Raw genomic sequence first — 26,490 nt, forward strand, 5'->3', positions numbered from 1 at the left:
CCTCACCGCCGCCGCAGCCAGCGGCCGAAGCCGCGCCGCGGACGCGCCTTGCGGGCGGCCGCCTCCCGCTGCGCGGCCGCCGCCTGCGCCGCCTCGGCCTCATCCGTCTCGGCTTGGCGCACCCGCTCCAGCGCCCGATCCGCGATGGCCACGAGGGCGGGATCGCCCGACGCGCGCAAGCCCTCCGCCGCCAGCCGGCAGAAGTCCGGGACGGCGGTCTCGATGGCGCGGGCGAACCAGGCGATGCCCTCTTCCGCCGCGCCGTCCGCATAGCGCGTGCGGGCGTGATCGAACTGGCCGCGATAATCCCCGCCCAGCGCCGCGCGGCGATACCAGCGGCGCGCCGCTGCCGGATCGGCTGGGCGGCCCCAGCCCTGCTCCAGGAAGCGGCCGACCATGGCCATCGCCTTGGGATGCCCCCGCCGCGCCGCCCGCACGAACCAGTCGAGCGCGCGCGCGGGATCAGCGGCGAAATCGTCCGCATTGACCAGCAGCGTCCCGAGGTTGAACTGCGCCCAGACATGCCCCTCAACGGCCGCCGCGCGATAGCGGTGCCCGGCCGCGTCGAGGTCGCGCGGCACGCCCCAGCCCAGCTCATGGCAGCGGCCCACCATGTTCACGCCGTCGAGGCTGCCCGCATCGGCGGCGATGACGAACCAGCGGTACGCGGCCTGCGGATCGCGCGGGACGCCGGTACCATCCAGCAGCATCTGGCCATACACCACCTGCGCGCTGCGGATGCCATTGTGTGCCGCCGCCCGCACCAGCGCGGCGCTCCGCGCCGGCTCGGCGGAAAGCTCCGCGCGCAGCTCATCCACGCTCATGCCCTTCAGGGCGCTGTAGGAAATCCGCTCGTTCATGCTGCCGCCCCGTCGCCGTCCCCGAGGGGTCGGAAGACGGGCGATTGACCGTCGCACCGGGCCGCCCTGTCAATACGGCGACGGCAGTTCTTAAATGGAAGAATTATGAATTGGAATGGCTATAGCCGATGTAATCATGTGTAGCACCGCGTATTACATCGTCTCCATAAGCCGTTTTTCCGCCTTTCTTAGACCCGATCAAAAACATAATCGTTGCGCTGCGGAATGTGTCGACCTTATACCTCCTGCAACAGATTGATGACCGCGATTACATGGCCCTGACGAGAGCGGCCAGAGACTCCCTACAGCCAAGATCACGCCGGACAGATCAGGACTGACTCTTGAAGCCATTCGTTTCTACCAGATATTTCATCACAACTTATTCGCGAACATCCTCATCTCTCAAATATTGACGATGTGAGCCCGTGGCGCGCCGTCGCCGATTGCCGGGCCTTCTCACCTTACGGGGAAAGATCATGGGAGCGTTGAGCACACTTCGGCCCGCCATGTCGCGTTCGACGGTGAGCGCCGGCCTTGCGATGACCCTGTCGGCGGTGCCGCTGGCGGAGGCCTTCGCGCAGCAGGCATCCACTCCCTCGGGCACCGACGCGGACCTGCCGACCATCGTCGTCGACGCCGATGGCGAGCCGGTCAATTCGCTCGAGGCGACCACCGGCCTCTCGCGCCTGCCCGGCACCCTCCAGGACACGCCGCAGACCGTCACCGTCATTTCCCAGCAGACCATGCAGCAGCAGGGCGTGACGACGCTGGAGCAGGCGCTGCGCAACGTTCCGGGCGTCACCGTCGGCATCGGCGAGGGCGGCGGCGGCATGAACGGCGACCAGTTCCGCATCCGCGGCTTCCAGGCCAAGGGCGACGTCTTCGTCAACGGCCTGCGCGACTTCGGCGTCTATGTGCGCGACAGCTTCGCCTACGAGAATGTGGAGGTGTTCAAGGGGCCAAGCTCGGAGAGCTTCGGCTCCGGCACCACCGGCGGCGCCATCAACATGCAGCTGAAGCAGGCGCATCGCGGCGACAAGTATGACGTGGACGGCCAGTTCGGCTCCGGCCCGCTCTATCGCGGCGTGTTCGACTTCAACAAGCAGATCGACGACACCACGGCGGCCCGCATCGTCGGCATGTTCAACGATCAGGATATCGTGGACCGCGACCATGTGGAGGCCAACCGCTACGGCCTCATGGGCTCGCTAGGCTTCGGCCTCGGCACCAACCAGACGCTCTATCTCAACTATCTCTACCAGCACGGCGACCGCACGCCGGATTATGGCGTGCCCGTGGTGACGCCACTGTTCAACGACGTGAAGAAGTTCGGTGCCGTCGGCCAGCCGGTGACGGAATGGGGCGTGCCGCGCTCCAATTTCTACGGCAAGGAGACCGACCGTGACATCACCGACACCAACATGTTCACGGCGAACTACAAGAACGAGATCAACGACTGGCTGACCTTCACCAACGACAGCCGCGTCGGTTACTACACGCGTGATTTCGCGACCTCCGTCCCCGGCTGCAGCAACGGCTCCACCAACACCGTGCCCGCGACGCCGAAGACCTATGCCGCGAGCTGCACCGGCCAGTTCTTCGCGGGCAACAATCCGGCCATCACCTTCGGCGGCGGCAATCCGGGCTACCTGCAGGAGAGCCTCGCAGCCGAGAATGTCGCGACCATGGTCGCCAAGTTCAATACCGGATTCCTGCGGCATGAGCTGGTGGCGGGCATCGACTATTACTTCGTCAACGACAGCCGCAACCTGATTGCCCTCTCCGGCAGCAAGGGCCTCTCCACCATCTGGAACCCGGTCTACGCCAATACGACCGGCTACTTCCTCTATGAGAACCCGTTTGGCAACAACGGCCAGAAGATCAGCAACACCTACGATTTCGGCGCCTTCGCCAGCGATCGCATCTGGTTCACCGACCAGCTCTCCATCCTCGGCGGCATCCGCTGGGACAATTACTCCACCGACTACAAATACTGGTGCGTGGACGCGCAGGGAACCTCCACCGTGCCGGGCTGCCTGAAAAGCAAGGGCACCTGGATCTATGCGGATTCCGACACCCGCTTCTTCAGCCCCAAGGCCTCGCTGATCTGGGAGCCCACCAAGACCCAGACCTATTATGTCTCCTACGCCAAGTCCTTCAGCCCGCAGGGCGGCTTCCCGACCAACGACGTGACCGTTGTCAATCCCGTGCAGAACAATCTCTCGCCGGAAGACAACGAGACGTGGGAGGCCGGCGCCAAGGTCTCGGTGCTGGACGGCAGGCTGGGCCTCACGGCCGCGCTCTTCCGCATCGACAAGAGCAACGTCTTCTACACCGATCCCGTCACCGGCGATTCCGTGGAGAGCGGCGAGAACCAGCGCGTGCAGGGTGTCGAGCTGGGCGTGACCGGCACCATCACCGACGCCTGGACCATCCAGGCCGGCTACGCCTATTACGCCAGCGAAATCCTCACCTCGACCACGCTGAGCTATGTGGGCAATCAGGTGCCCTTCGTCTCGCCCAACAACTTCACCTTGTGGACCACCTACGACCTCATCAAGGGCGGCGTGGTGCGGATGATCCCGGGCCAGTTGCTGGTGGGCGGCGGCATCACCTATGCCGACGGCTATTTCACCAACAGCGCCAACACGGCCATCATTCCCGAGACCTTCTCGCTCGATGCGCTGATCTCGTACAAGCACGAAAATTACCGGGTGGCGCTCAACGGATACAACCTCACCAACGCGCTGAACTATTCGGCCGGCTGGGGCAACCGGGCCATTCCCGCCTCGGGTCGCTCCTTCACCCTGAGCGTCGGCTACACCTTCTAGTGGCCCTTCGCTGACCCCTCACGATCCGGCGGCGCGGTCAGATGGCCGGGCCGCCGCTCCCCGTTCCTGGATGCGCGATGCTTGTTGAAATCCCGAACCTGCTCACAGCCGCCGAGGTCGCCCATTGCCGCCGCGTGCTGGAGGCCTCCCCGTGGGTGGACGGCCGCGTGACGGCCGGCGAGCAGGCGGCGAAATCCAAGCAGAATTTGCAGATCCCCGTGGACTCGGCCGAGGCGCTGGAGCTGGGCGACCTCATCCTGCGCGCGCTCGGCCGCAACCCGGTCTTCAACTCCGCGGCCATGCCGCTCCATGTGCTGCCGCCCATGTTCAACCGCTACGACGTGGGCATGAAGTTCGGCGCCCATGTGGATGGCGCCATCCGTGCCATCCCCGGTGCGGGCCGGCGGATGCGGGCGGATGTCTCCACCACCGTCTTCCTCACCGATCCCGCTGACTATGACGGCGGCGAACTGCTGATCGAGGACAGTTTCGGCGTCCACGAGGTGAAGCTGCCGGCCGGCCATGCGGTGGTCTATCCCGCGAGCAGCCTGCACAGCGTGCGCGAGATCACCCGTGGCAGCCGCTGGGGCTCCTTCTTCTGGACCCAGTCCATGATCCCGGACGATGGTCGCCGCGCCCTGCTCTACGACCTCGACCTCGCCATCATGGCGGTGCGCAGCCGCCTGCCGGACGAGGAGCCGGCAGTGCTCCAGCTCACCAATGTCTATCACAACCTGCTCAGGAGCTGGGCGCAGATGTGAGGAGGCCCGCGCGGCGCCTGAGCCCTACTGGTTGATCTCCGGCTCCACCAGCTTCGCCAGATTGCGCAGGGATTGCTGCCAGCCGAGATAGCAGGCCTCGACGGGAATGATGTCGGGGATACCGGACTGCGTGATGTCCACCTCGGTGCCCATGGAGACCTTCTTCAGCGCGATCGTCACCTCGATGTCACCGGGCAAGGCGGGATTGTCGAAGCGGTCGGTGTAGCGCACCAACGCGCCCGGAATGAGCTCCAGGAACTCACCCCCGAAGGCATCGCTGTGGCCGGTGGTGAAGTTTCGGAAGGACATGCGGAAGGTTCCACCCACGACAGGATCGAGATGATGCACCGTGCAGGTGAAGCCGTTGGGCGGCAGCCACTTGGCGAGCGCATCGGCCTCGATGAAGGCGCGATAGACCTTCTCCGGGCTGGCGGTGAGGATGCGGTGCAGGCGCGCGGTTCCGGGCATGTCTTGATCTCCCTTCCAGGGCGGCGGCGCCGCCCGTCCCCCTGAAGGACGGACGGCGCGGGACACTCCCGACAGTCGCGCGCGCATTTTCCCGCTCACCCCACCTCAGGCAGGCGGTGGATATATTTGTCGAGGGTGATGGGATAGTCCCGCACCCGCACGCCGGTGGCGTTATAGAGCGCATTGGCCACCGCAGCGCCCACCCCGCACAGGCCGAGCTCGCCCACGCCCTTCGCCTTCATGGGCGAGGAGATGGGATCGGTCTCGTCGAGGAAGATCACCTCCTGATGCGGGATGTCCGCATGCACGGGCACCTCGTAGCCGACGAGGTCGTGATTGACGAAGAAGCCGTGCCGCGTGTCCACCGCCAGTTCCTCGAACAATGCGGCGCCGACGCCCATGGTCATGGCGCCGATCACCTGGCTGCGGGCGGTCTTGGGGTTCAGGATGCGCCCGGCGGCGCACACCGCCAGCATGCGGCGCACCCGCGCCTCGCCGGTGGCCGCATCCACCGCCATCTCCACGAAATGGCCGGCGAAGGTGGATTGCTGGTAGCGCTTGGCGAGGTCGCCATATTCGATGGTGTCCTCGGCCGTCAGCCCCTCCGCGCCCGCCGCCTGCGCCAGCGGCACGGCGCGGTTGCCGGCCCGCACCTCGCCATCGGCGAAGACGGCTTCCTTGGAATTGAAGCCGAGCTTGCGGGCCACGTCCTCGCGCAGCTTCATGCAGGCGGCATAGACACCGGAGGTGGCGTTGTTGGCGCCCCATTGCCCGCCGGAACCGCAGGAGGCGGGCAGTGCGGAATCGCCGAGCACCACGCGCACCTTGTCCAGCGGCACGCCCATCATCTCCGCCGCCGTCTGGGCGAGGATGGTGTAGCTGCCGGTGCCGATGTCGGTCATGGCGGTCTCCACCGTCACCCGGCCCTCGCCGTCGAGCCGCACCCGCGCGCCGGACTTCATGAGGAGGTTGTTGCGGAAGCCCACCGCCATGCCCATGCCGATCAGTTGGTCGCCGTCGCGCACCTGCCCGGGCTTGGGATTGCGCCGGCTCCAGCCGAACCGTTCCGCGCCGAGGCGGAGGCAGGCGACCAGCTGGCGCTGGGAGAAGGGGCGGTCGGGGTTTTCGGGATCGCGCTCGGTGTCGTTGAGGACGCGGAATTCGACCGGGTCGAGGTTCAGCTTCTCCGCCATCTCGTCCATGGCGATTTCCAGCGCCATCAGGCCCGGCGCCTCGCCGGGCGCGCGCATGGCGTTGCCCTCGGGCAAATTGAGGGTGGCGAGCCGCATGGCGGTGAGGCGATGGGCGCCGGCATAGAGCAGGCGCGTCTGGTTCACCGCCGTCTCCAGCCCGCCACCGGGCAGGTCGCCGGACCAGCTCTCATGGCCGATGGCGGTGATCCGACCGTCCCGCCCGGCGCCGATGCGGATGCGCTGGATGGTGGCGGGGCGGTGGGTGGTGTTGTTGGCCACGAGGTGGCGATGCAGCGCCACCTTCACCGGCCGCCGCGCCGCCCGCGCGCCCAAAGCCGCGAGCATGGCATCCGCCCGGACGAACAATTTGCCGCCGAAGCCGCCGCCGATATAGGGCGAGATCATCCGCACCCTGTCCTTGGGCAGGCCGAGCATTTTCGCCAGATCGCTCCGGCCCCATTCGATCATCTGGTTGGAGGTCCACACCGTCAGCCGGTCGCCCTCCCAGGCGGCGGTGGAGGCGTGCGGCTCCATCATGGCGTGGGACTGGTCGGGGGTGGAATAGGTGGCGTCGAGGCGCACCGGGGCGGCGGCGAAGGCGCCGTTAAAGTCGCCCACCGCAGTGTCGGCCGGCCCGCCCTGGCCGTCGCCCTTCTCGGGCTTCACGGCGCTGTCCATGGCCTTGCCGAGATCGAAGGCGCCGGCGGCGGGGGCGTAGTCCACCTTCACCAGCGCGGCCGCGGCGCGGGCCTGCTCGAACGTGTCGGCGACCACCAGCGCCACCGCCTGGTGATAGTGCTCCACCTCCGGGCCGGCGAGGAGCAGCGCCGTATTGTTGCTGCCCTTCTTCAGCGGCCCGGCATTGGCGGCCGTGACCACGGTGACGACGCCCGGCGCCGCCTCCGCCGCCGCGGTGTCGATGCCGGTGATGCGGCCCTTGGCGATGGTCGCGCCCACCACGAAGCCGTGGGCGGCATTGGGGGCCACGTCATGCCGCTCATAGGCATAAGGCGCGGTGCCGGTGGTCTTGAACGGCCCGTCGATGCGCGACACCGGCTGGCCGATGATCTTCAGCTGGTCGATGGGGTTGTCGGCGGCAGGGGTCTCGAACTTCATGGCTCAGTTCCTCCCGTCCGCGAGCACGGCCCCGAGGGTGCGCTCCACGAGCGTCACCTTGAACGCATTCTCGGGCGTGGGCCTGGCGCCCGCGAGCAGGCGCTCGGACACCGCCTTCGCGCCGCGCGGCAGCTCGGCGTCCGCCTCTTCCACCCGCCACGGCCTGTGCGCCACGCCGCCGAGCGCGATGCGCCCCGATCCGTCCGCCTGGATCACCGCCGCCACGGAGACGAGGGCGAAGGCGTAGGAGGCGCGATCGCGCACCTTGCGATAGACCTGCCGCCCGCCCGCCGGCTTCGGCAAGGTGACGGCGGTGATGAGCTCGCCGGGTTCCAAAGCGGTCTCGATGTGCGGGGTATCGCCGGGCAGGCGATGGAAGTCCGCCATCGCGATCTGCCGGGTGGCGCCGGTGGGCCCCATCGTCTCCACCACCGCATCGAGGGCGCGCATGGCCACCGCCATGTCGCTGGGATGGGTGGCGATGCAGGCGTCGCTGCCGCCGATGATGGCGAGCTGGCGCGAATAGCCGCCCATGGCCGCGCAGCCGCTGCCCGGCGCACGCTTGTTGCAGGCCTGCGCGGGGTCGTAAAAATAGGGGCAGCGGGTGCGCTGGAGGAGGTTACCGGCGGTGGTCGCCTTGTTGCGCAACTGGGCGGAGGCGCCCGCCAGCAAGGCACGGGAGAGCACCGGATAGTCGCGCCGCACCCGCGCGTCGGCGGCCAGGTCCGTGTTGCGCACCAGCGCGCCGATGCGCAGGCCGCCGTCCTCGCTCGCCTCGATGCGGTCGAGGCCGAGGCCGTTCACGTCGATGAGGTGGGCGGGCGTCTCGATCTGGAGCTTCATGAGATCGAGCAAATTGGTGCCGCCGGCGATGAAGCGGGCGCCGGGGGTCGAGGCAGCCGCGCCCGCGGCGTCAGCCGGGGTCAAGGCGCGCTCGTAGGTGAAGGGCTTCATGCGCGCCTCCCGGCCACCTCGACGATGGCCTCCACGATGTTGGAATAGGCGCCACAGCGACAGATGTTGCCGCTCATCCGCTCGCGGATTTCCGCCTCGCTGAGGTCGATGGGCGCGGTGAGATCCTCGGTGACGTGGCTCGGAATGTCCGCCTTCACCTCGGCGATCACCGCCACCGCCGAGCAGATCTGCCCCGGTGTGCAATAGCCGCACTGGTAGCCGTCATGTTCCACGAAGGCCGCCTGCATGGGGTGGAGCTGGTCGGGTGAGCCCAGCCCCTCGATGGTGGTGACGCTCTGGTGCTCGTGCATGAGCGCGAGCGACAGGCAGGAATTGATCCGCCGCCCGTCCACGATCACCGTGCAGGCGCCGCACTGGCCGTGGTCGCAGCCTTTCTTGGTGCCGGTGAGGTGCAGGTTTTCGCGCAGCAGATCGAGCAGCGTGGTGCGGGTGTCCACCTCCAGCTCGCGGATCACGCCGTTGACCGTGAGGGAGACCGTCGCATGGTTGGGGCCGGACCCCGCCAGCAGCGGCGCAGGCGCGGCTGCGGTACCGCCGGGAAGGGAGGAGGCGACCGCCGTTGCGGCCCCGGCGAGGATCACGTCGCGCCGGTTGATATCGAGATCATGGGGGCTCGCCATGGGTGCCTGATCCTCCTTCGGATGGGTGCCTGTGGCTGGAATCGGATGTGGTGCGGCGCGCAGGGCCGTTGCCGTCAGGATGCGCACGGATCGGCTCGGCCTGCCAGACCAGCCCGGCCGAACCGGCTTCCAACGCGAGTGAGAACGTGCGGTTCCGCAAATGGGATCACGGAAGCGTCAGGCCGCCTCGGCGCGCGGGATTGGCCGGGTCCAGCCCGGCCATGACGAGGGAGACTGGCGTCTGCGGCCGGACCCTTCAGTGGCCCCCGCCGCCTCCGGCGCCGGGCTTCGGCCGGCGCATGAGCGGCGAGGCGATCACCAGCGCGAAGAACAGGAAGGTGAGGAGGTAAAACACGTCCGCGAAGGCCATCACCAGCGCCTGCTGGCGCACCAAAGCGGCCATCTGCTTCAGCGCCGCCGCCGAGGCGTCCGAGCCGAGCTTGGCGAAGCCGGCGGTGATGGTATCGAGCCGCTCCACCGCCGTGGCGCTCGCCCATTCCACATGCTCGTGCAGCCGGGCGATGTGCAGGTCCCAGCGGTTGTTCAGCACCGTATTGATGAGCGCGAGGCCCACCGCGCCGCCGAGATTGCGCATGAGGTTGAACAGGCCGGAGGCATTCTTCATCTGCGCCGGCGGCATGGTGCCGAGCGAGATGTTGTTGATGGGGATCATCGCGATCATCAGCCCGACGCCGCGCAGGATCTGCGGGACGAACAGCTCCCAGAAGTCCCAGTCCTTGGTGATGAAGGTCACCCACCACGTACCGACCGCGAAGGCGGCGAAGCCCGCGCCCATCATGATGCGCGGATCGATCTTGGTCATCAGCCGCCCGGCGATGGGCGCGGTGACGAACATGGCGATGCCGGTGACGAACATGGTCTCGCCGATCTGCAGCGCCGAGTATCCGCGCACCCGTCCGAGGAAGACCGGATAGAGATAGGTGAGCCCATAGAGCCCGATGCCCATGATGAAGCTGAAGGCCGAGCCGATGGAGAAATTGCGGTTCTCGAACGCGCGCAGATCCACCACCGGATGGTCGGTGGAGAAGACGCGGGCGAAGAAGGCGAGGGAGGACACGGCGCAGACGATGGCGAAGGCGACGATGTACTGGTCCTCGAACCAGTCGTTGGTCGGTCCCTCTTCCAGCACGAATTCGAGGCTGCCGAGGAAGCCCGCCATGAACAGCAGGCCCCACCAGTCGAACTTGTCGAGCAGCGAAAAGTCCGGCTCGTCGAAGTCGATCAGCGTCACCGCCGCCAGCACCACGAACATGCCGGGGATGACGTTGATGAGGAACAGCCAGTGCCAGGAGAACAGGTCGGTGAGATAGCCGCCCACCGTCGGGCCGATGGTGGGCGCCAGCGTCGCCACGAGGCCGATCATGGGCGCCACGATGGGCTGCTTCTCGCGCGGGAACACCGAATAGGCGGCGGCGAAGACGGTGGGGATCATGCCGCCGCCGAGGAAGCCCTGCAGCGCGCGATAGACGATCATCTCGTTGATGGACGAGGCGGTCGCGCACATGAAGCTCATGATCGTGAAGCCCGCCGCCGAGGCCGCGAACAGCCAGCGGGTGGACAGCGCACGCGACAGGAAGCCCGAGAGCGGGATCATCACCACCTCGGCGATGAGGTAGCTGGTCTGCACCCAGGAGATTTCATCCGAGGAGGCGGCAAGGCCGGCCTGGATCTCGGCCAGCGAGGCGGAGACGATCTGGATGTCCAGGATCGCCATGAACATGCCGAACACCATGCACAGGAAGGCGAACATGCGCCGCCCGTCCACATGCGCGGAGGGGGCGGCCGGAGGGGCGCCGGCGCCAGCTGCGGATGGCTTCAGTGTCAGGGTGTCGGCCATGGCCGCGACTCCTGTCCCGGGCTCAGGGCGCGCGCGTCAGGACGCGGGCGAAGGGGTGGGCGCGGCGGCCGTGGAGGTGGCGGGGGCGGACTTGGTGTCCACCGTCGCCGTCACCGACATGCCGGGGCGCAGCTCATGCTTGGCCAGCACCTTGGGATCAATGGCGATGCGCACGGGAATGCGCTGCACGATCTTGGTGAAGTTGCCGGTGGCGTTCTCCGGCGGCAGCAGGCTGAACACCGAGCCGGAGGCCGGCGACACGCTCACCACCTTGCCGGCGAAGTCGTGGTCCGGATAGGCGTCCACATAGACGTTGACGCTCTGGCCGGGCTTCAGGCGACCGAGCTGGGTCTCCTTGAAGTTAGCGTCCACATAGACGCTCTCCAGCGGCACCACGGCGACGAGGCGCGTGCCGGTCTGCACCAGCTGGCCCACCTGCGCGGCGCGGTTGCCGACCACCCCGTCGATGGGGGCGCGCACGACGGTGAAGTCCAGGTCGCGCTTCGCCTGGTCGCGGGCGGTCTTCAGCTCGTCGAGCACGTGCGAGGCCTCGGTGCGCTGCGCGGCGAGCACCACCACCTGCGCCTCGGCGGAGGCGATGGCGGCCTTGGCGGCCTCGACGCTGGCGGCGGTCTTGTCCTTGTCGGCGCGGGCATTGTCGAGGGTGGAGCGGCTGGCGAAGTCGGAGCGGGCGAGCTTGTCCTGCCGGTCGAATTCCGCCTGCGCACGCCTCTGGTCGGCCTCGGCCGAGGCGAGCTGCGCCTTCATCTGGTCGACAGTGGCGCGGGCCGCCGTCTCCTGCTGGTCGAAGCGGGACAGGGTCGCCTCCTGGGTGGCGATCTTGTTTTCCGCCGACTGGAGGGCGAGGCGATAGTCGCCGTCATCGATGCGGGCGATCACGTCGCCGGCCTTGACCCACTGGTTGGTGTCCACGTCCACGCTCTTCACGTAGCCGCCGACCTTCGCCGCGATGACGGACGTGTCGGCCGCCACATAGGCGTCGTCCGTCGACACCTGGAAGCGGCCCACCTGCCACCAGTTGAGGCCATACCAGCCGCCGGCCACCGCAAGGACGGCGAGGACCGTGCCGAAGATGAAGGGCTTGCGCGAGCGCGCCTTGGCGGGCGCCGGAGCCTCCGCTTCCACCGCAGGCGCGGCGGGATGGGTCTCCTCCCGCCGCGCCTTGAGCACGGTCACGCCAGCCGAGGGGGTTTCGGACTGGGCATCCGGCTGCGGTTCGGGTGCAAGAGCGGGCGCCGCCGCTTCCTTCTTGATGATCTGAGCCACCTTGGTCTCTCCCGGCCAGCTGGGGCCTGACTGAACGGTTTAGTCAAAATCTGCGGGCACTATATTGAACTGAACGGTTTAGTCAATTACTTTGACAAAATGTTGGAACGGTCCCATGCAGGAACCCGCCGAAGGAGGGCGGACATGAACGAGGCACTCGAACGCGCCAAGGAGCGCGCCACGGACGGGAACGCCCCCTCGCCCGCCGAACAGGATATGGAGGCGAAGAAGCGCCTCGACATCATCGACGGCGCGCGCCGCGTCTTCTTCCACAAGGGCTTCGATGGCGCGAGCATGGACGAGATCGCCCGCGCGGCCGCGGTCTCCAAGGCCACCATCTACGTCTATTTCCAGAGCAAGGCGGACCTGTTCCGCGCGCTGGTGGAGGCCGACCGCCGCCAGTCCGCCGAACGCCTGTTCGAGTTCGACGAGGCGGATGCGGATGTCGAGAGCCTGCTGCGGCGCATCGGCGTCACGTTCATGAACATGATGATCCGGCCGAACCACATCCGGCTCGTGCGCATGGTGTTCGGCGTGGCGGAGAAATTTCCAGCCATCGGCCAGACCTTCTTCGAGACCGGCCCGTGCCACGGTGGCCGCCGCCTCGCCGAGCTGCTTCAGCGGCAGGTGGAGCTGGGCCGGCTGGACGTGGACGACTGCCAGGCCGCCGCCTTCGAGTTCTTCAACCTCTGCCAGGGCAATCAGGTGAAGGCGCTCATGTTCGGCGTGTCGGAAGGGCCGACGCCCGAGGACATCGAACGCACGGTCGGCCGCGCCGTCCGGGTGTTCCTGGCCGCCTACGGGCCGAAGGACAAGCCCGCCGGCTGATGCCGGGCGCGGGTCCATGAAAGTCGAGGTCGGCCAAAGCCGGCCCCGAGGAGCGTAAGGCGCGACCGCGCGGAGCGGTTGGTGGGGTAGCTGAGCTCCCTCCCCTCACTCCGCCGCGGCGGAGATGTTCTTCAGCGGCTGTTCCACCTCGCGCACGAGGCTTTCGCTGGAGATTTCCGAGAGGTTGCGCGCGCCGGTGAGCGTCATGGCCACCCGCATCTCCTTGGCGAAAAGATCGAGCAGGTTTTCCACGCCCTTCTGGCCGTCGGTCGCCAGCGCATAGACGAAGGCGCGGCCCAGCAGCACGCCGTCCGCCCCCTGCGCCACCATGCGCACCACGTCGAGGCCGGAGCGGATGCCGGAATCGGCGAGGATGGCGAGGCTCCCCTTCACCTTGTCGGCGATGGGCGGCAGCGCGCGGGCCGAAGAAAGCACGCCGTCGAGCTGCCGGCCGCCATGGTTCGACACCACGATGCCGTCGGCGCCGAAGCGCACCGCGTCCTCGGCGTCCTCCGGATCGAGGATGCCCTTGATGACCATCGGGCCCTTCCAGAACTCGCGGATCCATTCGAGATCGCGCCAGCCGATGGAGGGGTCGAAATTGGCGCCGAGCCAGCCGACATAATCCTCCAGCGTGGTCTTGTTGCCGCGATAGGCGGAGACGTTGCCGAGATCGTGCGGCGTGCCCATCAGGCCCACGTCATAGGCCCAGAAGGGATGAAGCGCGGCCTGCACCATGCGGCGCACCGCGGCATTGGGGCCGGACATGCCGGAATGGGCATCGCGATAGCGCGCGCCGGGCACCGGCATGTCCACGGTGAAGACCAGCGTGCGGATGCCCGCCGCCCAGGCGCGCTCCAGCGCGTTCTTCATGAAGCCGCGGTCCTTGAGCACATAGAGCTGGAACCAGAACGGCTTCTCCACCTTGGCGCGCACCTCTTCAATGGGGCACACCGAGACGGTGGAGAGGGTGAACTGGATGCCCTTGTCGAGCGCGGCCTTGGCCGCCTGCACCTCGCCACGGCGGGCGAACATCCCGCACAGGCCGACCGGGGCCAGCGCCATGGGCATGGCGAGCTTTTCGCCGAGCAGCGTCGTGGACAGATCCACGTCGCCCACGCTCTTGAGCACGCGCTGGCGCAGCGCGAGCTGGGTGAGGTCGGAGACGTTGCGCCCGAGCGTCACTTCCGCATAGGCGCCGCCGTCGATGTAATGGAACAGGAAGGGCGGCAGGCGCCGGCGGGCGGCTTCGCGATAGTCCGAGGCGGAGGAGATGATCACGGCGTCAGTTCTTTCTCTTGCTGGTTCTGGCGTTGGGCGACGCGGGACGAGCGACGGCGGCGCGCCGCGTCGTCCTCGATCTCCCGCAGGGTTTCCTCGACGAATTCGAGATGCAGCAGCGCGGCCTTGCGCGCCTCTTCGGGCCGTCCCGCGATGATGGCGGCGGCGATGGCGCGGTGCTGGTCGTCCAGCGCCTGCGCGGTGCTCGCAATGAGGTAGAGCTTTTCGAGGCTGCGGGAGATGGAGTGGCGCAGCAGGTCGAAGAGGCCCGCCATCACCTGCCGCATCACCGCATTGTGGGAGGCTTCCGCCACCGCCATGTGGAAGGCGGAATCGGCTTTCGCCTGCGTGGCTGCATCGGTGGCGCCGGCGGAGATGACATTCTCCAGCGCCGCCTGAAGGTTCGCCTTGTCCTGCGGGCCGGCGCGCAGCGCGGCGTGGAAGGCCATGTCCGCGTCCAGCGACTTGCGGATTTCCATCACGTCGTGCCAGTAGCCCGGCTCCCCTGCCGCCTCCGCCGCCAGCGGACCGAGCGCCTGCGCCAGCGGCGCATCGGCCGGCGCGGCCACATAGGTGCCCCCGCCCCTGCGGCTCACCAGCCGGCCGCGACTCGCAAGATGCCGGATGGCCTCGCGCAGCGTGGGCCGCGACACGTTCAGCTCCGCCGCCAGCGCCCGCTCGGCCGGCAGGCGCGCGCCGGGCTGAAGGCCCCGTTCGGCGATGAGGGCTTCGATGGTGTCGGTCAGGTCGGCCAAGGGGCGGCTCCCGCGCGGCATCGGGATATTGGTCAGTCCAATATCGCCATAAGGCGCGGGAAAACTCTATGAACGGAGTGACGCCATGCCGCAAGTGGAAAATTGGCCTGACCAATTTAAACGGCACCGAAGGCTCAGTCCGCCCATTCCGGATCGGTGGTGAAGGCGATGGTCAGCCAGCGGTCGGGCGTGTCGTCGCCGATGGCGGCGCCGATCTCGTCGCGGATCACGTCCCACTGCTCCAGCCGCATGGCCGGCCAGCCCTGGGGCACGATGAAGTAAAGCTCGATCTGCCGCCCCCGCCCCACCCGCGCGACATAGGAGCGGAAGGAGAGGAAGCCGTAGCGCGCGACGATTGCGGCGGCCACCGCATCCACATGCTCCTTCAGCGCCGGCGGGGTGACGAGGAGGATGTCCGCCAGCGCCTGCTTCACCGTGGCGAACGGCAGGGGGATGATGACGAGGCAGACCACCGCCAGCGCCACCGGATCGATATAGGGCGAGATCCACGCCCGCGGCGTACCCTGCACCGCGAGGCCGACGAGGAAGGCCACGAGCAGCGCGAAGGTGAGCCCGGCCGACATCAGCCACGCCTTGGCATCGAGGGCGAGGAAATCGGAGCGGATCGTCCGGTTCGCCCGCCGCACGAACAGCGCCATGAAGAGCGCCACCGCCACGGTAATCACCGCGTAGAGGATCGCCTGATCGAAATCGAGGGCCCGTCCGCCCGACATGAGGCTGCCCACGGCATTGATGAGCGCATAGACCGACGCGCTCATGAGCAGGATGCCGTTGAGCCCCAGCACCATGGGCTCCAGATGCCAGAACCCCATGGTGAAATGCGCCACGAGCCCCTTGGCCGACGCCCCCGGCGCGGTGGAGGTCGCAATCAGCCGCGCCACCACGAGGGCGAGCACCGTCATGCTGGCGTCGGTGAGGGCGTAGACGCCATCGAACACGATGGCATAGGAGCCCGACAGCAGGCCGAACACGATGCCCAGCAGCGCCAGCAGCAGGGTGACGCCGATGGATATGCGCAGCACCCCCTGCTCGGTCATCCCCGCCCCTCCCCCACCCCGGTTCGGGCCCACACTAGCCCGGGCCGGTGCCGGCTTGAAATCGCCACGTTGAAGCTGGGCACGCGGAGGGTTCGCCGCGGCTCTACTCCGCGACCTTCAGCACGACCTTGCCGAACCCGCCGCCCTCTTCCATGGCGCGGTGCGCTTCGGCGGCCTGTGCGAGGGGATAGACCCTGCCGACCAGCGGCGTCAGCCGGCCGTCGGCGAACAAAGGCAGCGCGCCTTCCGCAAAGCGCCGCACCATGGCGCGCTTCTCGTCCGCCGTCCGCGATTTCATCACCGTCCCGATGAGGCGAAGATGATTGTGCAGCAGGAGGGCCAGCGGAATGGTCGTGCTGTCCTGCCCTCCCAGCAGGCCGACCTGAACGAGACGACCGCCCGGCGCGAGGCTCCGCAGATTGCGCGGGAGGTAGTCGCCGCCGACGAAGTCGACGACCACGTCGACCCCTGTCCCGCCGGTGGCATCGCGCACGCCTTTTTCGAAGTCCTCGGACCGATAGTCGAAAACCGCCTCCGCGCCGAGGGCGAGAACGTCGTCGCGTCGCTCGGCGTTCGAGGTGGCGAAGACGCGGGCGCCGAGGGCGTGGGCGATCTTCACCACGGCGGAGCCGACCCCGCCCGCCGCCGCATGGACGAGGATGGACGTGTCCTTCGCCGTCCCGCCCAGATGCACGGCGGCCTCCCAGGCGGTGACGAAGGATTCCATCACAGCCGCCGCGCCGAGATCGTCGAGATCCGGCGGAATGCGCACCGCCATGCCCCGATCGACACGGGCATATTCGGCATAGGCACCGCCGCCGACGATGGCCATCACGCGCTCACCGATGCGGACGTCGGCAACATCGCTGCCGACAGCCACAACCTCGCCGGCCACTTCCAGCCCGAGCAAATCGCTTTCGCCATAGCTCTGCCGGCCGTAATAGCCCTGACGCTGCAACAGATCGGCGCGGTTGACGCCGGCGGCGTGCACCTTGACCAGAAGATCGCTTGGGCGAACCTCCGGCATCGACACGTCGCCGAGATGGAGCACGTCGGCCGGGCCGAACGCATCGAACACGATGGCTTTCATTTCGCCGCGGCCCTGGCGAGCGCACGGCGTCCGATGCTGGCGGCGAAGAGCGGCGTCTCCCGGCGGTTGTGATCGCCACCGGCTTCCTGCCGGGCGACGGCCGCCTGCTCGAAGGTCTGGCCGTGCGCGGCGAGGAAATCCATGAACACGTCGGTCGGGCGCGAGGTGACACGGTTGGTGTAGCGGGTCCTGCCGCCCTCGATCTCCTCGGCCATCAGCTCCCAGAGCACATTGACCTGCGTGCGGCCGACGGGCGTGAACACGTCGGAGATCGAGTTCATCCGGCAATAGTTCGCCGTCGCCTCCTCGGCGATGTAGTGCTGGATGACGAGGCCGGTGCCGATCATCTCCACATTGATCACCATGCGGCGGCCATCGTCGGTGGTGGTGACGCCGGAGCCGATGTGATCCGGCGGGCAGCAGCGCAGATATTCCGCTTCCGGCAGGCTGAACAGCCATTCTGCGATGTCGATCTTTTCAAAAGGAACGTCGATCTCCGCAGTATAGGCCGACTGGGAGAGGATCTTGTCGGTCAGAATTTTCATGGTCTTGCCTTCTCGATATGCGTTTGAACGGGATGCCCCGCGTGCGACGGGCGCCGATACGTGGGGGAACGAAGCAGAAAGGGTCACGCGCGGCTCAAGGCCGGCGTATTTCAATATCTCCGTGACCCCGTGATATCTTGCGAGATGGAACGCTGGCGCTCTGCGACTGCGATGAATCCGGCCGAATGGCGGGGCGCCGCCGCTGTGTTGACGCGGCGAATATGCGAGTGTCCGGCATCGGCGATAAGCCGGAGCCTCCTGCAAATGGCTTTGCCCGGATCGCAAAGATGAGACCCCATTTCGCCGAATTCCTCGCCACCTTCGTGGATGTCGTCCGGGCCGGGAGCTTCTCCGGAGCCGCCCGGCGCCGCGCCGTGACGCCTTCGGCGATCGTCCGTCAGATCGATGCGCTGGAGGAGGATCTGGGGGTCGCGCTCTTCATCCGCTCGACGCGGGCGCTCACCCTCACCGATGCCGGCCAGCGCCTCCACGAGCGGGCGCAGCGGCACCTGGACGAACTCGCCGACACCCATGCGGAGGTCGCCGCCTTCGATGGCTCCGTCTCCGGCACATTGCGGATCGCCTGCTTCCCCTCCTTCGGCAAGCGCTATGTGCTGCCGGTCGTCGCGGCCCTGCAGGCCGAGCATCCCGCTTTGCACGTCGAACTCGATCTGACGGAGCGGCTGGCCGATCCGGTCGTCGAGCGCCTCGACGTCGTCATCCGCATGGGCGCGCTGACCGACAGCACGCTGATCGCGACCAAGGTGGCGCCCCTCGCGCGGCTGCTGGTGGCGAGCCCGGTCTATCTGGCGCGGGCCGGCAGGCCCGACAGCGCAGAAGACCTGTCATCCCACCGGCTGATCGACAAGCTGCACGGCGCCGATCTCCTCGGCTGGCGCGATGTGCTCGGCTGCCCGGCCGGCCATGCCGGGAATGGAACGGTGAGCTTTCGTTCGGATGATTTCGAAGCCCAGCGCGCGGCGGCCGAGGCGGGTCTAGGCATCGCATTTCTGCCGAGCTGGGTCGTCGGTCCGGACGTGAAGTCCCGCAAGCTCGTGCGCCTGCCGCTCGGCGGCGAGCCCTGGAACGAAGGATCCACGGGCATCTACCTCCTTCGCGCTTTGCCCCAGCCCAGCGCGAAGGTGCGCGCCTTCACCGACGCCTTGCGCACATCGATCGGCAATCCCCCCGTGTGGGCGTCATAGGCCCATTTCCGAGGCCACCGGCGCGGCGCCGTGAAGGCCTCAAGGGCTCGATACATGCTGCAGCCGCCGCGTCCGGTCCACCACGAGATTGCGCAGCCATTGATTGTGCGGGTCGCCATTTCGCTTCACGTTCCAGACCATGAAGATGCGGAACGAGGGCACGTAGATGGGAACAGGGCTCACCGTGAGCCGCGCGATGCGGGCGTAGGAATAGGCCGCGAAGGTCGGCAGGGTCGCGATCGCGCGCCCGAAGGCCAGAATGGGCAGAATGCCCCCGAAATGCGTGAACGACGCACAGACGTGCCGGCGAATACCTTCGCTCTCCAGCAGGTCATCCACAAAACCACGGCGCCCATCGAACGATATGCGCACATGCTCATGGGAAAGATAATCTTCCCGGCTCAGCGGGCTTTTCAGGTTCAATCGCGGTCCATCGTAGAGGCACGAATAGGACGACGAGAAAAGAACCTGCGCCGAGAACTGGGACGTCAGTTCCTTCGGTTCAGCGCACAGGACGAGGTCGATGTCCGGGTCCGAGAGGGTCTGCTTCCACAAGGTGCTGTTCGTCTGGTGGAAGGCAAACGAGATGCCCTGCTCCCGCGAGGCCTCCACGAAGTCGGGTGACAGATAGCTTTCGATGTCGTCCGACATGGCGATGTTGAACACCCTTTGCGGCGTGTCCTGTCGCGCGCGGCTGGTCGAGGCACAGGTGGCGGTCACGGCGGTCAGCGCTTCGACGACCTTGGGGGCGATTTCGAGCGCGCGGCGGGTGGGCACCATTCCGGTGCCGGTCCGCACGAACAGCGGGTCTTCATATTGCAGCCGCAGCCGCTTCAGCGCCGAGCTGATCGCCCCCTGCGTGACATTCAGGTTCGAGGCGGCGCGCGTGACGCTGCGCTCCATCATCAGGCAATGGAAAACGAGCAGGAGGTTGAGGTCGAGGCGATTGATATTAGCAACATTAATCATGGGAATTTATATTATCAGTTTGATAGATTGTGTCTAATCCCTATCCTTTGCCCACCGAAATCAAAAATGGGGAACATCGGTGAGCACCCTGGATCTGGCGCAGACGCGCCCGCACGCCCCATCGGAGGGCGGCCAGAAGATCGACATGAAGAAACGTGCCGTTGCCGTCGGCATCGGCAATTTCATGGAATGGTTCGACTTCGCCATTTACGGCTACTTCGCCGCGACCATCGGCCAGACCTTCTTCCCCTCGGCCGCGCCGGGCGTTTCGCTTCTGTCCTCACTGGCCGTGTTTGCGGTGGGCTTCCTGTCGCGTCCGCTGGGCGCCGTGGTGCTCGGCCCGGTGGGAGATCGCATGGGGCGCCGGGCCGTCCTCATCATCACCGTTTTCGGCATGGGGCTCGTCACCACGCTGATCGGCTTGCTGCCGGGCTATGCTGCCATCGGCATTGCCGCACCGATCCTCCTGATCGTCCTGCGGTTTCTGCAGGGCATGATGGTCGGCGGCGAATGGTCGAGCGCCGGCATCTATATCGTCGAGAGCGCGCCCAGCCATCGCCGGGCCACCGCCGCGAGCGTCATTACCGGCACTGCCGGCATCGCCTTTCTGACCGGCACGGCACTGGCCGCGACGCTCTCCGCCACGTTGACGCCGGCAGAACTCGCCAGTTGGGGCTGGCGCCTGCCGTTCATCGCCTCCATCATCATGGCCGCCGTCGCCATGTATATCCGGCGCAAGCTCAGCGATACGCCCGTCTATGTGGAGCTGGAGCACCGCCGTGCGACCGGCAATGTCCAGGAGGTCGCGCGCGGCGAAAAGGTTCGCGCCTTCATCCTCAGCTTTGCGTTCGCGTCCTTGTTTGGCGTGTCGCTGTATTATTTCATCACCTACGCCAACAACCACCTGACGCAGACCGTGGGGCTCAGCAAATCCAGCTCGCTCTGGCTGTGCAGCATCGCGCTCGTCATCTATACGATCTCGCATCCCATCATCGGACTGCTGAGTGACCGCGTGGGGCGTCGCCGTCTGCTGCTCTTCGCGGCCGGTGGGCTGACGCTGCTCGCCTATCCCATCTTCCTCATGATGAATACGGGCAGCACCGCCCTCATCCTGACGGCGCTGGCGATCCTCGCCATCCTCGTCGCCATCACGGCCGTGATGGATGTGGTCCTGCTGGTGGAAGTCTTCCCCGCCTCCATCCGCTCCACCGGGGCAGCCGTCGGCCACAACGTGGCGCTGGCCGTCCTTGCCGGTCCTGGTCCGTTTCTCGCCGCAGCTCTCATCAGCATGACCGGCGACCCCAACATTCCCGCCTGGTATCTGGCGGGCGTTTCACTCGCCTGCTTCCTCGTCCTTTGGTTCATGCTTCCCGAGACCCGGGACAAGGACATCACGCAGGGCTGACACCCTCGCACCCGGCCCATCGGATCGCTCCGGTGGGCGCCCGTTTCCCCTCCTCGGAACAGAACGAAGCCGCCGGCGGCATCCGGCGGCAAGGAGATGACATGTCCAAGTTGAAGGTGGCTGTCGTGCAGGCTGCGACGGAAGGCGCCGACAGTGAAGCGACTCTCCGGAAGGCGGAACGCCTGATCGCCGAGTGCGGCAGCAAGGGCGTCGCGGTCGCGGTGTTTCCGGAGGCGTTCATCGGCGGCTATCCCAAGGGGGCCGACTTCCAGATCTGTGTGGGCATGCGCCGGCCGGGCACGCGCGAGGAGTTTCTCGGCTATGCCTCCCGCGCCATCGCCGTGCCCGGGCCTGCGACCGAGCGCCTGGGCAGCGCGGTGCGCGCAGCCGGCATCTATTTGACGATGGGGGTCATCGAGAAGGATGGCGGCACGCTGTATTGCACGGCGCTGTTCTTCGGGCCGGATGGGAGCCTGCTTGGAAAGCACCGGAAGACCCTGCCCACCGCGGCAGAGCGGCTCGTCTGGGGCAGCGGCGATGGATCGACGCTCGCGGCGGTCGATACGCCCTGGGGGCCGATGGGCGCGGTCATCTGCTGGGAGAGCTACGTTCCCATGCTCCGCATGGCCATGTACAGCAAGGGCATCGCGCTCTATTGCGCCCCGACCGCCGATGATCGCGACACCTGGGCCCCCTCCATGCAGCACGTCGCCATGGAAGGCCGCTGCTTCGTCCTCTCGGCCTGCCAATATATGTCCCGCGGGAATTTTCCCGGCGATATCCGCAATACCATCACCGACAATGACGACGATGTCCTGATGCGCGGGGGCAGCCTGATTGTTGGCCCTCTCGGCAACATCATCGCCGGACCGGATTTCAGCGGCGAGACCATTCTCACGGCGGACATCGACACCGACGACATCACCCGTGCCCAGTTCGATCACGACGTGAATGGACACTATTCCCGGCCCGATCTGTTCAAGCTCATCGTCAACGAGGAGCCGCTCAAATCCGTCGTTCCGGTGAAGGGCATGGCCGGCCACTAGGCTCTGCCGACGCGCATCACCCACTCAAGGCCGGAGTATCGATCAACGGCGCCTCGAGAGGCGCCGTTGCGGCGCCGGGCGACCCCGCCCCAGCCGATCGGGCGGTCCATCGCCTTGCCGCAGCCGGTATTCGAACTGGCCGCGCCCCACCTTGAGCATCCGGGCTGCGGCAGAGGCATTGCCGTTGCAGCGGTGGAGCGCCCGCTTCAGGCGGGCGAATAGTGGGAACGTTGCCACCCATCGAAGCCGGGGCGTCTCGATGGCGCCCCGGCTCAGGGGATCAGGACAATCGCACCGGTCGTATGGCGCGCTTCCATCTTTTCATGGACAGCCCGAACCTCTTCCAGGCCGCGGTCATGCCGATTGTTCGGCCTCCGTCCGTCGATCTGTGATCGCGTCCATTCAGGGCGTTTGGCGGTGTCACGATCCGTCATGCCACCGCCAAACGAGAACCTGCCTCTCCTTCGACAGCGACTACTTGGACTGAGCCGCAGTCTTGACGAGCGGGCAGCGGGAGGCGGAGAGCGGCGCCGCGGTGTCGGCCTCCGGGATCTTGCCGAGAACCTTGAAGTAGTCCCACTCACCCTTGGATTCGGCGGGGGTCTTCACTTCCACGAGGTACATGTCCGTCACCATGCGACCATCGGGCCGGATCCGGCCGTTGGGCGCGTAGGCATCGTGAACCGGCATCTCACGCATCTTGTCGGCAACCTTCCTGCCGTCGTCGGTGCGGGCGGCTGCGATCGCCTGGAGATAGTGCAGCACGGCGGAATAGGTCGCGGCCTGCACCACGCCGGGCATCCGCTTCGTGCGCTCCTGGAAGCGCTTGGAGAAGGCGCGGGTCTGGGCGTTATGGTCCCAGTAGAACGGGGTGGTGACGATCAGGCCCTGTGCCGCCTTCAGCCCCAGCGCGTGGACATCGCTGATCACCACGGCGAGGCCGGCCAGCTTCTGGCCGCCGGCGGCGATGCCGAACTCGCCGGCCTGCTTGATGGCGTTGATGGTGTCCATGCCGCCATTGGCCAGAGCGATGATCTGCGCCTTGGAGGCCTGGGCCCGCAGCAGGAAGGAGGAGAAATCGTTGGCGCCCAGCGGGTGCTTCACCTGGCCGACGACCTTGCCGCCTTTCGCCGTAACCACGCGGTCGAGCTCGGCCGTCATGGCCGCGCCGAAGGCGTAGTCGGCGGCGAGGATGAACCAATCCTTCTCGCCGCGATCGAGCAGAGCGGACGCCGTTCCCACGGACTGGGAATAGGTGTCCCAGCCCCAGTGGAAGCCGGTGGGAGAGCAGGATTCGTTGGTCAGCGCCGTGGTCAAGGGCGCGGTCATCAACGTGACCTTGCCGAGGTCCCGGCCCATGGTGTTCACCGCGATGGCGACCGCCGAATTGGTCAAGTCGGCGATGGCGTCCACGCCGTCCACCTCGAACCACTGCTTCGCCGTGGCGACGGCGACGTCCACCTTGCTCTGGTGGTCGGCGGAAATGATCTCGACCTTGATGTCCTTGTGCTTGGCCGTGAATTCTTCGGCCGCCATGCGTGCCGCATCGACGGAGGTGCGGCCGCCGAAATCGGCGTAGACGCCCGACTGGTCGTTCAGAACCCCGATCTTGACCACGCCGCCGGAAATATCCGCAGCTTGGCACAAGGATACGGAAGCGACGAGCGCGGCAAGGGAAGTCATAAGCTTCACGGCGTTCCTCCATCTTTGTTTATTGTATTGTGTTGTCTTGACCGGGCCTTTGTCGGCCTCGGCAGGTGCGAGGGGTGTTTCGTCCCCTCGCCGCTATGCGTGCGCGGTCCGGGACGCCGGCGGCGGGGCGCGCGCCCCTGGCCCGCCGGCCCCCGTTCCGCTCTGCTCAGCCGTTGCTCGGGAAGGACATGGAGACGGCGTGATCGAGGGAGGCGTCGGGCTCGGGCCAGCGCTGGGAGATGGTCTTCATCTTGGTGTAGAAGCGCGCGGCATCCGGGCCGAACATGTGGGCGTCGCCGAACTTGGAGCGGCGCAAGCCACCGAAATTGTGGTGGCCGACCGGCACCGGCACCGGCACGTTCACGCCCTGCATGCCGGCTTCCACCTCCATGTAGAAGCGCTGCGCCGCGCGGCCGTTGCGGGTGAAGATCACCGCCCCGTTGCCGTATTCGTGGGCGTTCACGACCTCGATGGCCTTGTCGAGCGAGGCGACGCGCATCATGCCGCGCACGGGGCCGAAGATCTCTTCCTTCCACATCTGCATGTCGGTGGTGACGTTATCCACCAGGGACGCCCCCACATAGAAGCCGTTGCGGCCTTCCACCGAGACGCGTCCGTCCACGACCAGCTCCGCGCCCTCCGCGACGGCGCGGTCGATGGCGGCCTCGACGGTGGCCTTGGCGGCCGCGGTGACGAGCGGGCCGAAATCGGCGGACTTGTCGTTGTAGGAGCCGACCCGCAGCTTCTCCACCATGGGCACGATGAGGGCGCGCAGCTTGTCGGCGGTCTGGTCGCCCACCGCCACCAGCAGCGAGATCGCCATGCAGCGCTGACTCGCGGAGCCGTAGCCGGCGCTGATGAAGGCAGCAGCAGCAGCCTCGAGGTCCGCGTCCGGCATCACCACCATGTGGTTCTTGCCGCCGGTGTAGGCCGCCACACGCTTATTGTGGGAACAGCCCTTTTGATAGATGTATTCGCCGACGCCCGTGGACCCGACAAAGCTGATGGCGGCGATGGAGGGGTGCTCCAGGATCGCGTTCACCACCTCGGCGTCGCCGTTCACCACGTTCCACACGCCGTCGGGCAGGCCCGCCTTCTTCCACAGCTCGCTGACGAGCGCGGTGGCACCGGGAACGCGCTCGGACGGCTTCACCACCACCGCATTGCCCACAGCCACAGCCATGGCGCCCATCATGAGCGGCACCATGACCGGGAAGTTGAACGGCGCGATACAGCCGACCACGCCCACCGGCTGGCGGATGGAGAAGGTGTCGATGCCGCCGCCGACGTTGACGGAGTATTCGCCCTTGGTCACCTGCGGCGCGTTGGTGGCGAACTCCAGCGCCTCCACCGCGCGACCGATCTCGCCCTTGGCATCATCGATGGTCTTGCCGTGCTCGAGGCCGGTGATCTCGGCGAGCGCCTCGATATTGGCGATCACCAGCTCGCGCATCTTGAAGATGACCTGCAGGCGCCGCGTCTGCGACTGGGCTGCCCAGGCCCGGCCGGCCGCGACGGCCACCTTGGCCACCTCGTCCACGGTGGCGCGGTCCGCGTAGTTGCAGCGATAGATCTCCTCGCCGGTGGAGGGATTGAACACCGGTCCGGAACGGGTGCCGGAGCCGCGGCTGAAGGTGCCGCCGATGTAGTGGTCGATGCCGTACACGGGATGAACTCCTTGGATTGGGGGGCGGCCGCGATCAGGCCTGGTGCGTGTAGAGGGTCTGGATGCAGGAGAAGTCCAAGGCGGGCGCGCCGTCTTCCTTGGAGCGCAGGGCGTAGAGGCTCTGCGCAAGCGCCCCCAGGGGCACCGCCGCGCCATTGGCCCGGGCGCTGTCGAGCGCGAGGCCGAGGTCCTTGAGCATCAGCGCAAGCTGGAAGCCTGCGGCGTAGCCTTTGCTGGAGGGCGAATCCGGCAGCACGTTCGGCCAGGGATGCCAGCGCTCCAGGAAGAAGTTGCCGCCGGAACTCTTCTGCATGATGGCGGTGAGGACGGCGGCGTCGAGGCCGTTGCGCGCGCCCAGCTCCATCACCTCGGCGGTTGCCGCCATGGTGACCGCCGCCAGCATGTTGTTGCAGATCTTCGCCGCCTGTCCCGCGCCGCTGCCGCCGGCGTGGAAGACGAACCGCCCCATCTGCTCCAGCACCGGCCGCGCCTGTGCCAGCGCGTCTTCCGTGCCGCCCACCATGAAGCTCAGCGTGCCTTCGGCGGCGCGCTGCACGCCGCCGGAGACCGGCGCATCGAGCATGGTGAATCCGGCCCGCCCGGCGGCGGATGCGACATCACGCGCCGCCTCCGGCGCGATGGTCGAGCAGTCCACAAGGAACGGCCGGGATTGGAGGTTCGCGAGCAGCCCCGCGGGGCCGAGATAGAGGTCCGCAACCGCGCGGCTGTTGGGCACCATGGTGATGACCATGTCCGCGCCCTCGGCGGCCTCGAGCGGGCTTTCCGCAGCCCGTGCGCCCAGCGCCGCGATGCGATGCCGGGCCTCGATGGAGATGTCGAATGCGTGCACCTCGTGGCCGGCGCGCACAAGGTTGGCCGCCATCGGGAAACCCATGTTCCCAATGCCGAGAAAGGCAATCCTGGACATAAACCTGCTCCCTCGGTCCGTCCGTTTTCAGCCGCCGCATTGCATCGGCCTGA

23 protein-coding genes are annotated in these 26,490 nt (G+C 67.1%); 6 read left to right on the top strand and 17 right to left on the bottom strand.

All coding sequences use genetic code 11. The features are described from left to right. Positions 1–2 precede the first annotated feature (2 nt). Entirely contained in the window at positions 3–860 is an 858-nt protein-coding gene (locus FHT36_RS08400) for a tetratricopeptide repeat protein (protein WP_169122019.1), read from the bottom strand. Between the two features lie 476 nt (positions 861–1,336). On the opposite strand from FHT36_RS08400, the gene FHT36_RS08405 reads away from it, so the two are divergent. Continuing rightward, positions 1,337–3,691 (top strand): TonB-dependent siderophore receptor, encoded by a 2,355-nt coding sequence (locus tag FHT36_RS08405; protein WP_246702086.1) that lies wholly within the window; start codon positions 1,337–1,339, stop codon positions 3,689–3,691. 77 nt (positions 3,692–3,768) lie between these two features. Continuing rightward, positions 3,769–4,452 carry a Fe2+-dependent dioxygenase gene (locus FHT36_RS08410; protein ID WP_169122020.1) on the top strand — a complete coding sequence of 228 codons (684 nt, stop codon included), beginning with the start codon at positions 3,769–3,771 and terminating at the stop codon, positions 4,450–4,452. A 24-nt stretch (positions 4,453–4,476) separates the two neighbouring features. Here the strand turns inward: FHT36_RS08410 and FHT36_RS08415 are convergent, their stop codons facing one another. From FHT36_RS08415 to FHT36_RS08440, 6 genes are all read right to left on the bottom strand, one after another. Next, positions 4,477–4,920 (bottom strand): SRPBCC family protein, encoded by a 444-nt coding sequence (locus FHT36_RS08415; RefSeq protein WP_169122021.1) that lies wholly within the window; start codon positions 4,918–4,920, stop codon positions 4,477–4,479. 95 nt (positions 4,921–5,015) lie between these two features. Further along, positions 5,016–7,229 (bottom strand): aldehyde oxidoreductase molybdenum-binding subunit PaoC, encoded by a 2,214-nt coding sequence (gene paoC / locus FHT36_RS08420; RefSeq protein ID WP_169122022.1) that lies wholly within the window; start codon positions 7,227–7,229, stop codon positions 5,016–5,018. A gap of 3 nt (positions 7,230–7,232) precedes the next feature. Further along, positions 7,233–8,183, bottom strand: a complete 951-nt coding sequence (locus tag FHT36_RS08425) for a xanthine dehydrogenase family protein subunit M (protein ID WP_169122023.1) — start codon at positions 8,181–8,183, stop codon at positions 7,233–7,235. Then, positions 8,180–8,824 (bottom strand): aldehyde dehydrogenase iron-sulfur subunit PaoA, encoded by a 645-nt coding sequence (paoA, locus tag FHT36_RS08430; protein WP_169122024.1) that lies wholly within the window; start codon positions 8,822–8,824, stop codon positions 8,180–8,182. The genes FHT36_RS08425 and paoA overlap by 4 nt, the downstream gene beginning before the upstream one ends. 256 nt (positions 8,825–9,080) lie before the next feature. Continuing rightward, positions 9,081–10,682 (bottom strand): DHA2 family efflux MFS transporter permease subunit, encoded by a 1,602-nt coding sequence (locus FHT36_RS08435; RefSeq protein WP_169122025.1) that lies wholly within the window; start codon positions 10,680–10,682, stop codon positions 9,081–9,083. 36 nt (positions 10,683–10,718) lie between these two features. Then, positions 10,719–11,969 carry an HlyD family secretion protein gene (locus tag FHT36_RS08440; RefSeq protein ID WP_169122026.1) on the bottom strand — a complete coding sequence of 417 codons (1,251 nt, stop codon included), beginning with the start codon at positions 11,967–11,969 and terminating at the stop codon, positions 10,719–10,721. A gap of 144 nt (positions 11,970–12,113) precedes the next feature. Here FHT36_RS08440 and FHT36_RS08445 point away from each other — a divergent pair, with 144 nt between their 5' ends. Further along, complete coding sequence (locus tag FHT36_RS08445; RefSeq protein ID WP_169122027.1) at positions 12,114–12,797, top strand: TetR/AcrR family transcriptional regulator; 684 nt, start codon at positions 12,114–12,116, stop codon at positions 12,795–12,797. Positions 12,798–12,902: 105 nt separating this feature from the next. Here FHT36_RS08445 and lldD read toward each other — a convergent pair whose 3' ends face one another. From lldD to FHT36_RS08470, 5 genes are all read right to left on the bottom strand, one after another. After that, complete coding sequence (gene lldD / locus FHT36_RS08450; protein WP_169122028.1) at positions 12,903–14,078, bottom strand: FMN-dependent L-lactate dehydrogenase LldD; 1,176 nt, start codon at positions 14,076–14,078, stop codon at positions 12,903–12,905. Continuing rightward, positions 14,075–14,833 carry an FCD domain-containing protein gene (locus FHT36_RS08455; protein ID WP_210257622.1) on the bottom strand — a complete coding sequence of 253 codons (759 nt, stop codon included), beginning with the start codon at positions 14,831–14,833 and terminating at the stop codon, positions 14,075–14,077. Before FHT36_RS08455 ends, lldD begins: the two co-directional genes overlap by 4 nt. Before the next feature lie 134 nt (positions 14,834–14,967). Beyond that, the gene (locus FHT36_RS08460; protein ID WP_169122030.1) at positions 14,968–15,891 is read right to left on the bottom strand and encodes a cation diffusion facilitator family transporter; all 924 of its coding nucleotides are present in this window, start codon (positions 15,889–15,891) and stop codon (positions 14,968–14,970) included. Between the two features lie 103 nt (positions 15,892–15,994). Further along, complete coding sequence (locus FHT36_RS08465; protein WP_169122031.1) at positions 15,995–16,981, bottom strand: NAD(P)H-quinone oxidoreductase; 987 nt, start codon at positions 16,979–16,981, stop codon at positions 15,995–15,997. Continuing rightward, a complete protein-coding gene (locus FHT36_RS08470) occupies positions 16,978–17,526 on the bottom strand; it encodes a hypothetical protein (RefSeq protein WP_169122032.1) in 549 nt (182 codons plus the stop codon). Before FHT36_RS08470 ends, FHT36_RS08465 begins: the two co-directional genes overlap by 4 nt. Positions 17,527–17,813: 287 nt before the next feature. Here FHT36_RS08470 and FHT36_RS08475 point away from each other — a divergent pair, with 287 nt between their 5' ends. Continuing rightward, the gene (locus FHT36_RS08475) at positions 17,814–18,731 is read left to right on the top strand and encodes a LysR family transcriptional regulator (protein WP_169122033.1); all 918 of its coding nucleotides are present in this window, start codon (positions 17,814–17,816) and stop codon (positions 18,729–18,731) included. A 39-nt stretch (positions 18,732–18,770) separates the two neighbouring features. Here FHT36_RS08475 and FHT36_RS08480 read toward each other — a convergent pair whose 3' ends face one another. Then, positions 18,771–19,700 (bottom strand): LysR substrate-binding domain-containing protein, encoded by a 930-nt coding sequence (locus FHT36_RS08480; protein ID WP_281408758.1) that lies wholly within the window; start codon positions 19,698–19,700, stop codon positions 18,771–18,773. 79 nt (positions 19,701–19,779) lie between these two features. On the opposite strand from FHT36_RS08480, the gene FHT36_RS08485 reads away from it, so the two are divergent. Together FHT36_RS08485 and FHT36_RS08490 are read left to right on the top strand one after the other, a co-directional pair. Beyond that, positions 19,780–21,105 (top strand): MFS transporter, encoded by a 1,326-nt coding sequence (locus FHT36_RS08485; protein ID WP_210257624.1) that lies wholly within the window; start codon positions 19,780–19,782, stop codon positions 21,103–21,105. 101 nt (positions 21,106–21,206) lie between these two features. After that, positions 21,207–22,151 (top strand): carbon-nitrogen hydrolase family protein, encoded by a 945-nt coding sequence (locus tag FHT36_RS08490; protein ID WP_169122034.1) that lies wholly within the window; start codon positions 21,207–21,209, stop codon positions 22,149–22,151. A 42-nt stretch (positions 22,152–22,193) separates the two neighbouring features. On the opposite strand, the gene FHT36_RS24930 is transcribed toward FHT36_RS08490, so the two are convergent. The 4 genes from FHT36_RS24930 to mmsB all read right to left on the bottom strand — a co-directional run bounded on the left by FHT36_RS24930 (position 22,194) and on the right by mmsB (position 26,437). Beyond that, the gene (locus tag FHT36_RS24930) at positions 22,194–22,388 is read right to left on the bottom strand and encodes a helix-turn-helix domain-containing protein (protein ID WP_210257625.1); all 195 of its coding nucleotides are present in this window, start codon (positions 22,386–22,388) and stop codon (positions 22,194–22,196) included. 237 nt (positions 22,389–22,625) lie between these two features. Next, on the bottom strand, positions 22,626–23,834 hold the full coding sequence (locus FHT36_RS08500) for an ABC transporter substrate-binding protein (RefSeq protein ID WP_210257670.1): 1,209 nt from the start codon (positions 23,832–23,834) through the stop codon (positions 22,626–22,628). Between the two features lie 175 nt (positions 23,835–24,009). Continuing rightward, a complete protein-coding gene (gene mmsA / locus FHT36_RS08505) occupies positions 24,010–25,509 on the bottom strand; it encodes a CoA-acylating methylmalonate-semialdehyde dehydrogenase (RefSeq protein ID WP_169121527.1) in 1,500 nt (499 codons plus the stop codon). Between the two features lie 34 nt (positions 25,510–25,543). After that, positions 25,544–26,437, bottom strand: a complete 894-nt coding sequence (gene mmsB / locus FHT36_RS08510) for a 3-hydroxyisobutyrate dehydrogenase (protein WP_169122036.1) — start codon at positions 26,435–26,437, stop codon at positions 25,544–25,546. Between the last annotated feature and the right edge of the window lie 53 nt (positions 26,438–26,490).

The sequence above is a fragment of the Xanthobacter sp. SG618 genome, from assembly GCF_012932745.1.
Taxonomy (GTDB): domain Bacteria; phylum Pseudomonadota; class Alphaproteobacteria; order Rhizobiales; family Xanthobacteraceae; genus Xanthobacter; species Xanthobacter flavus.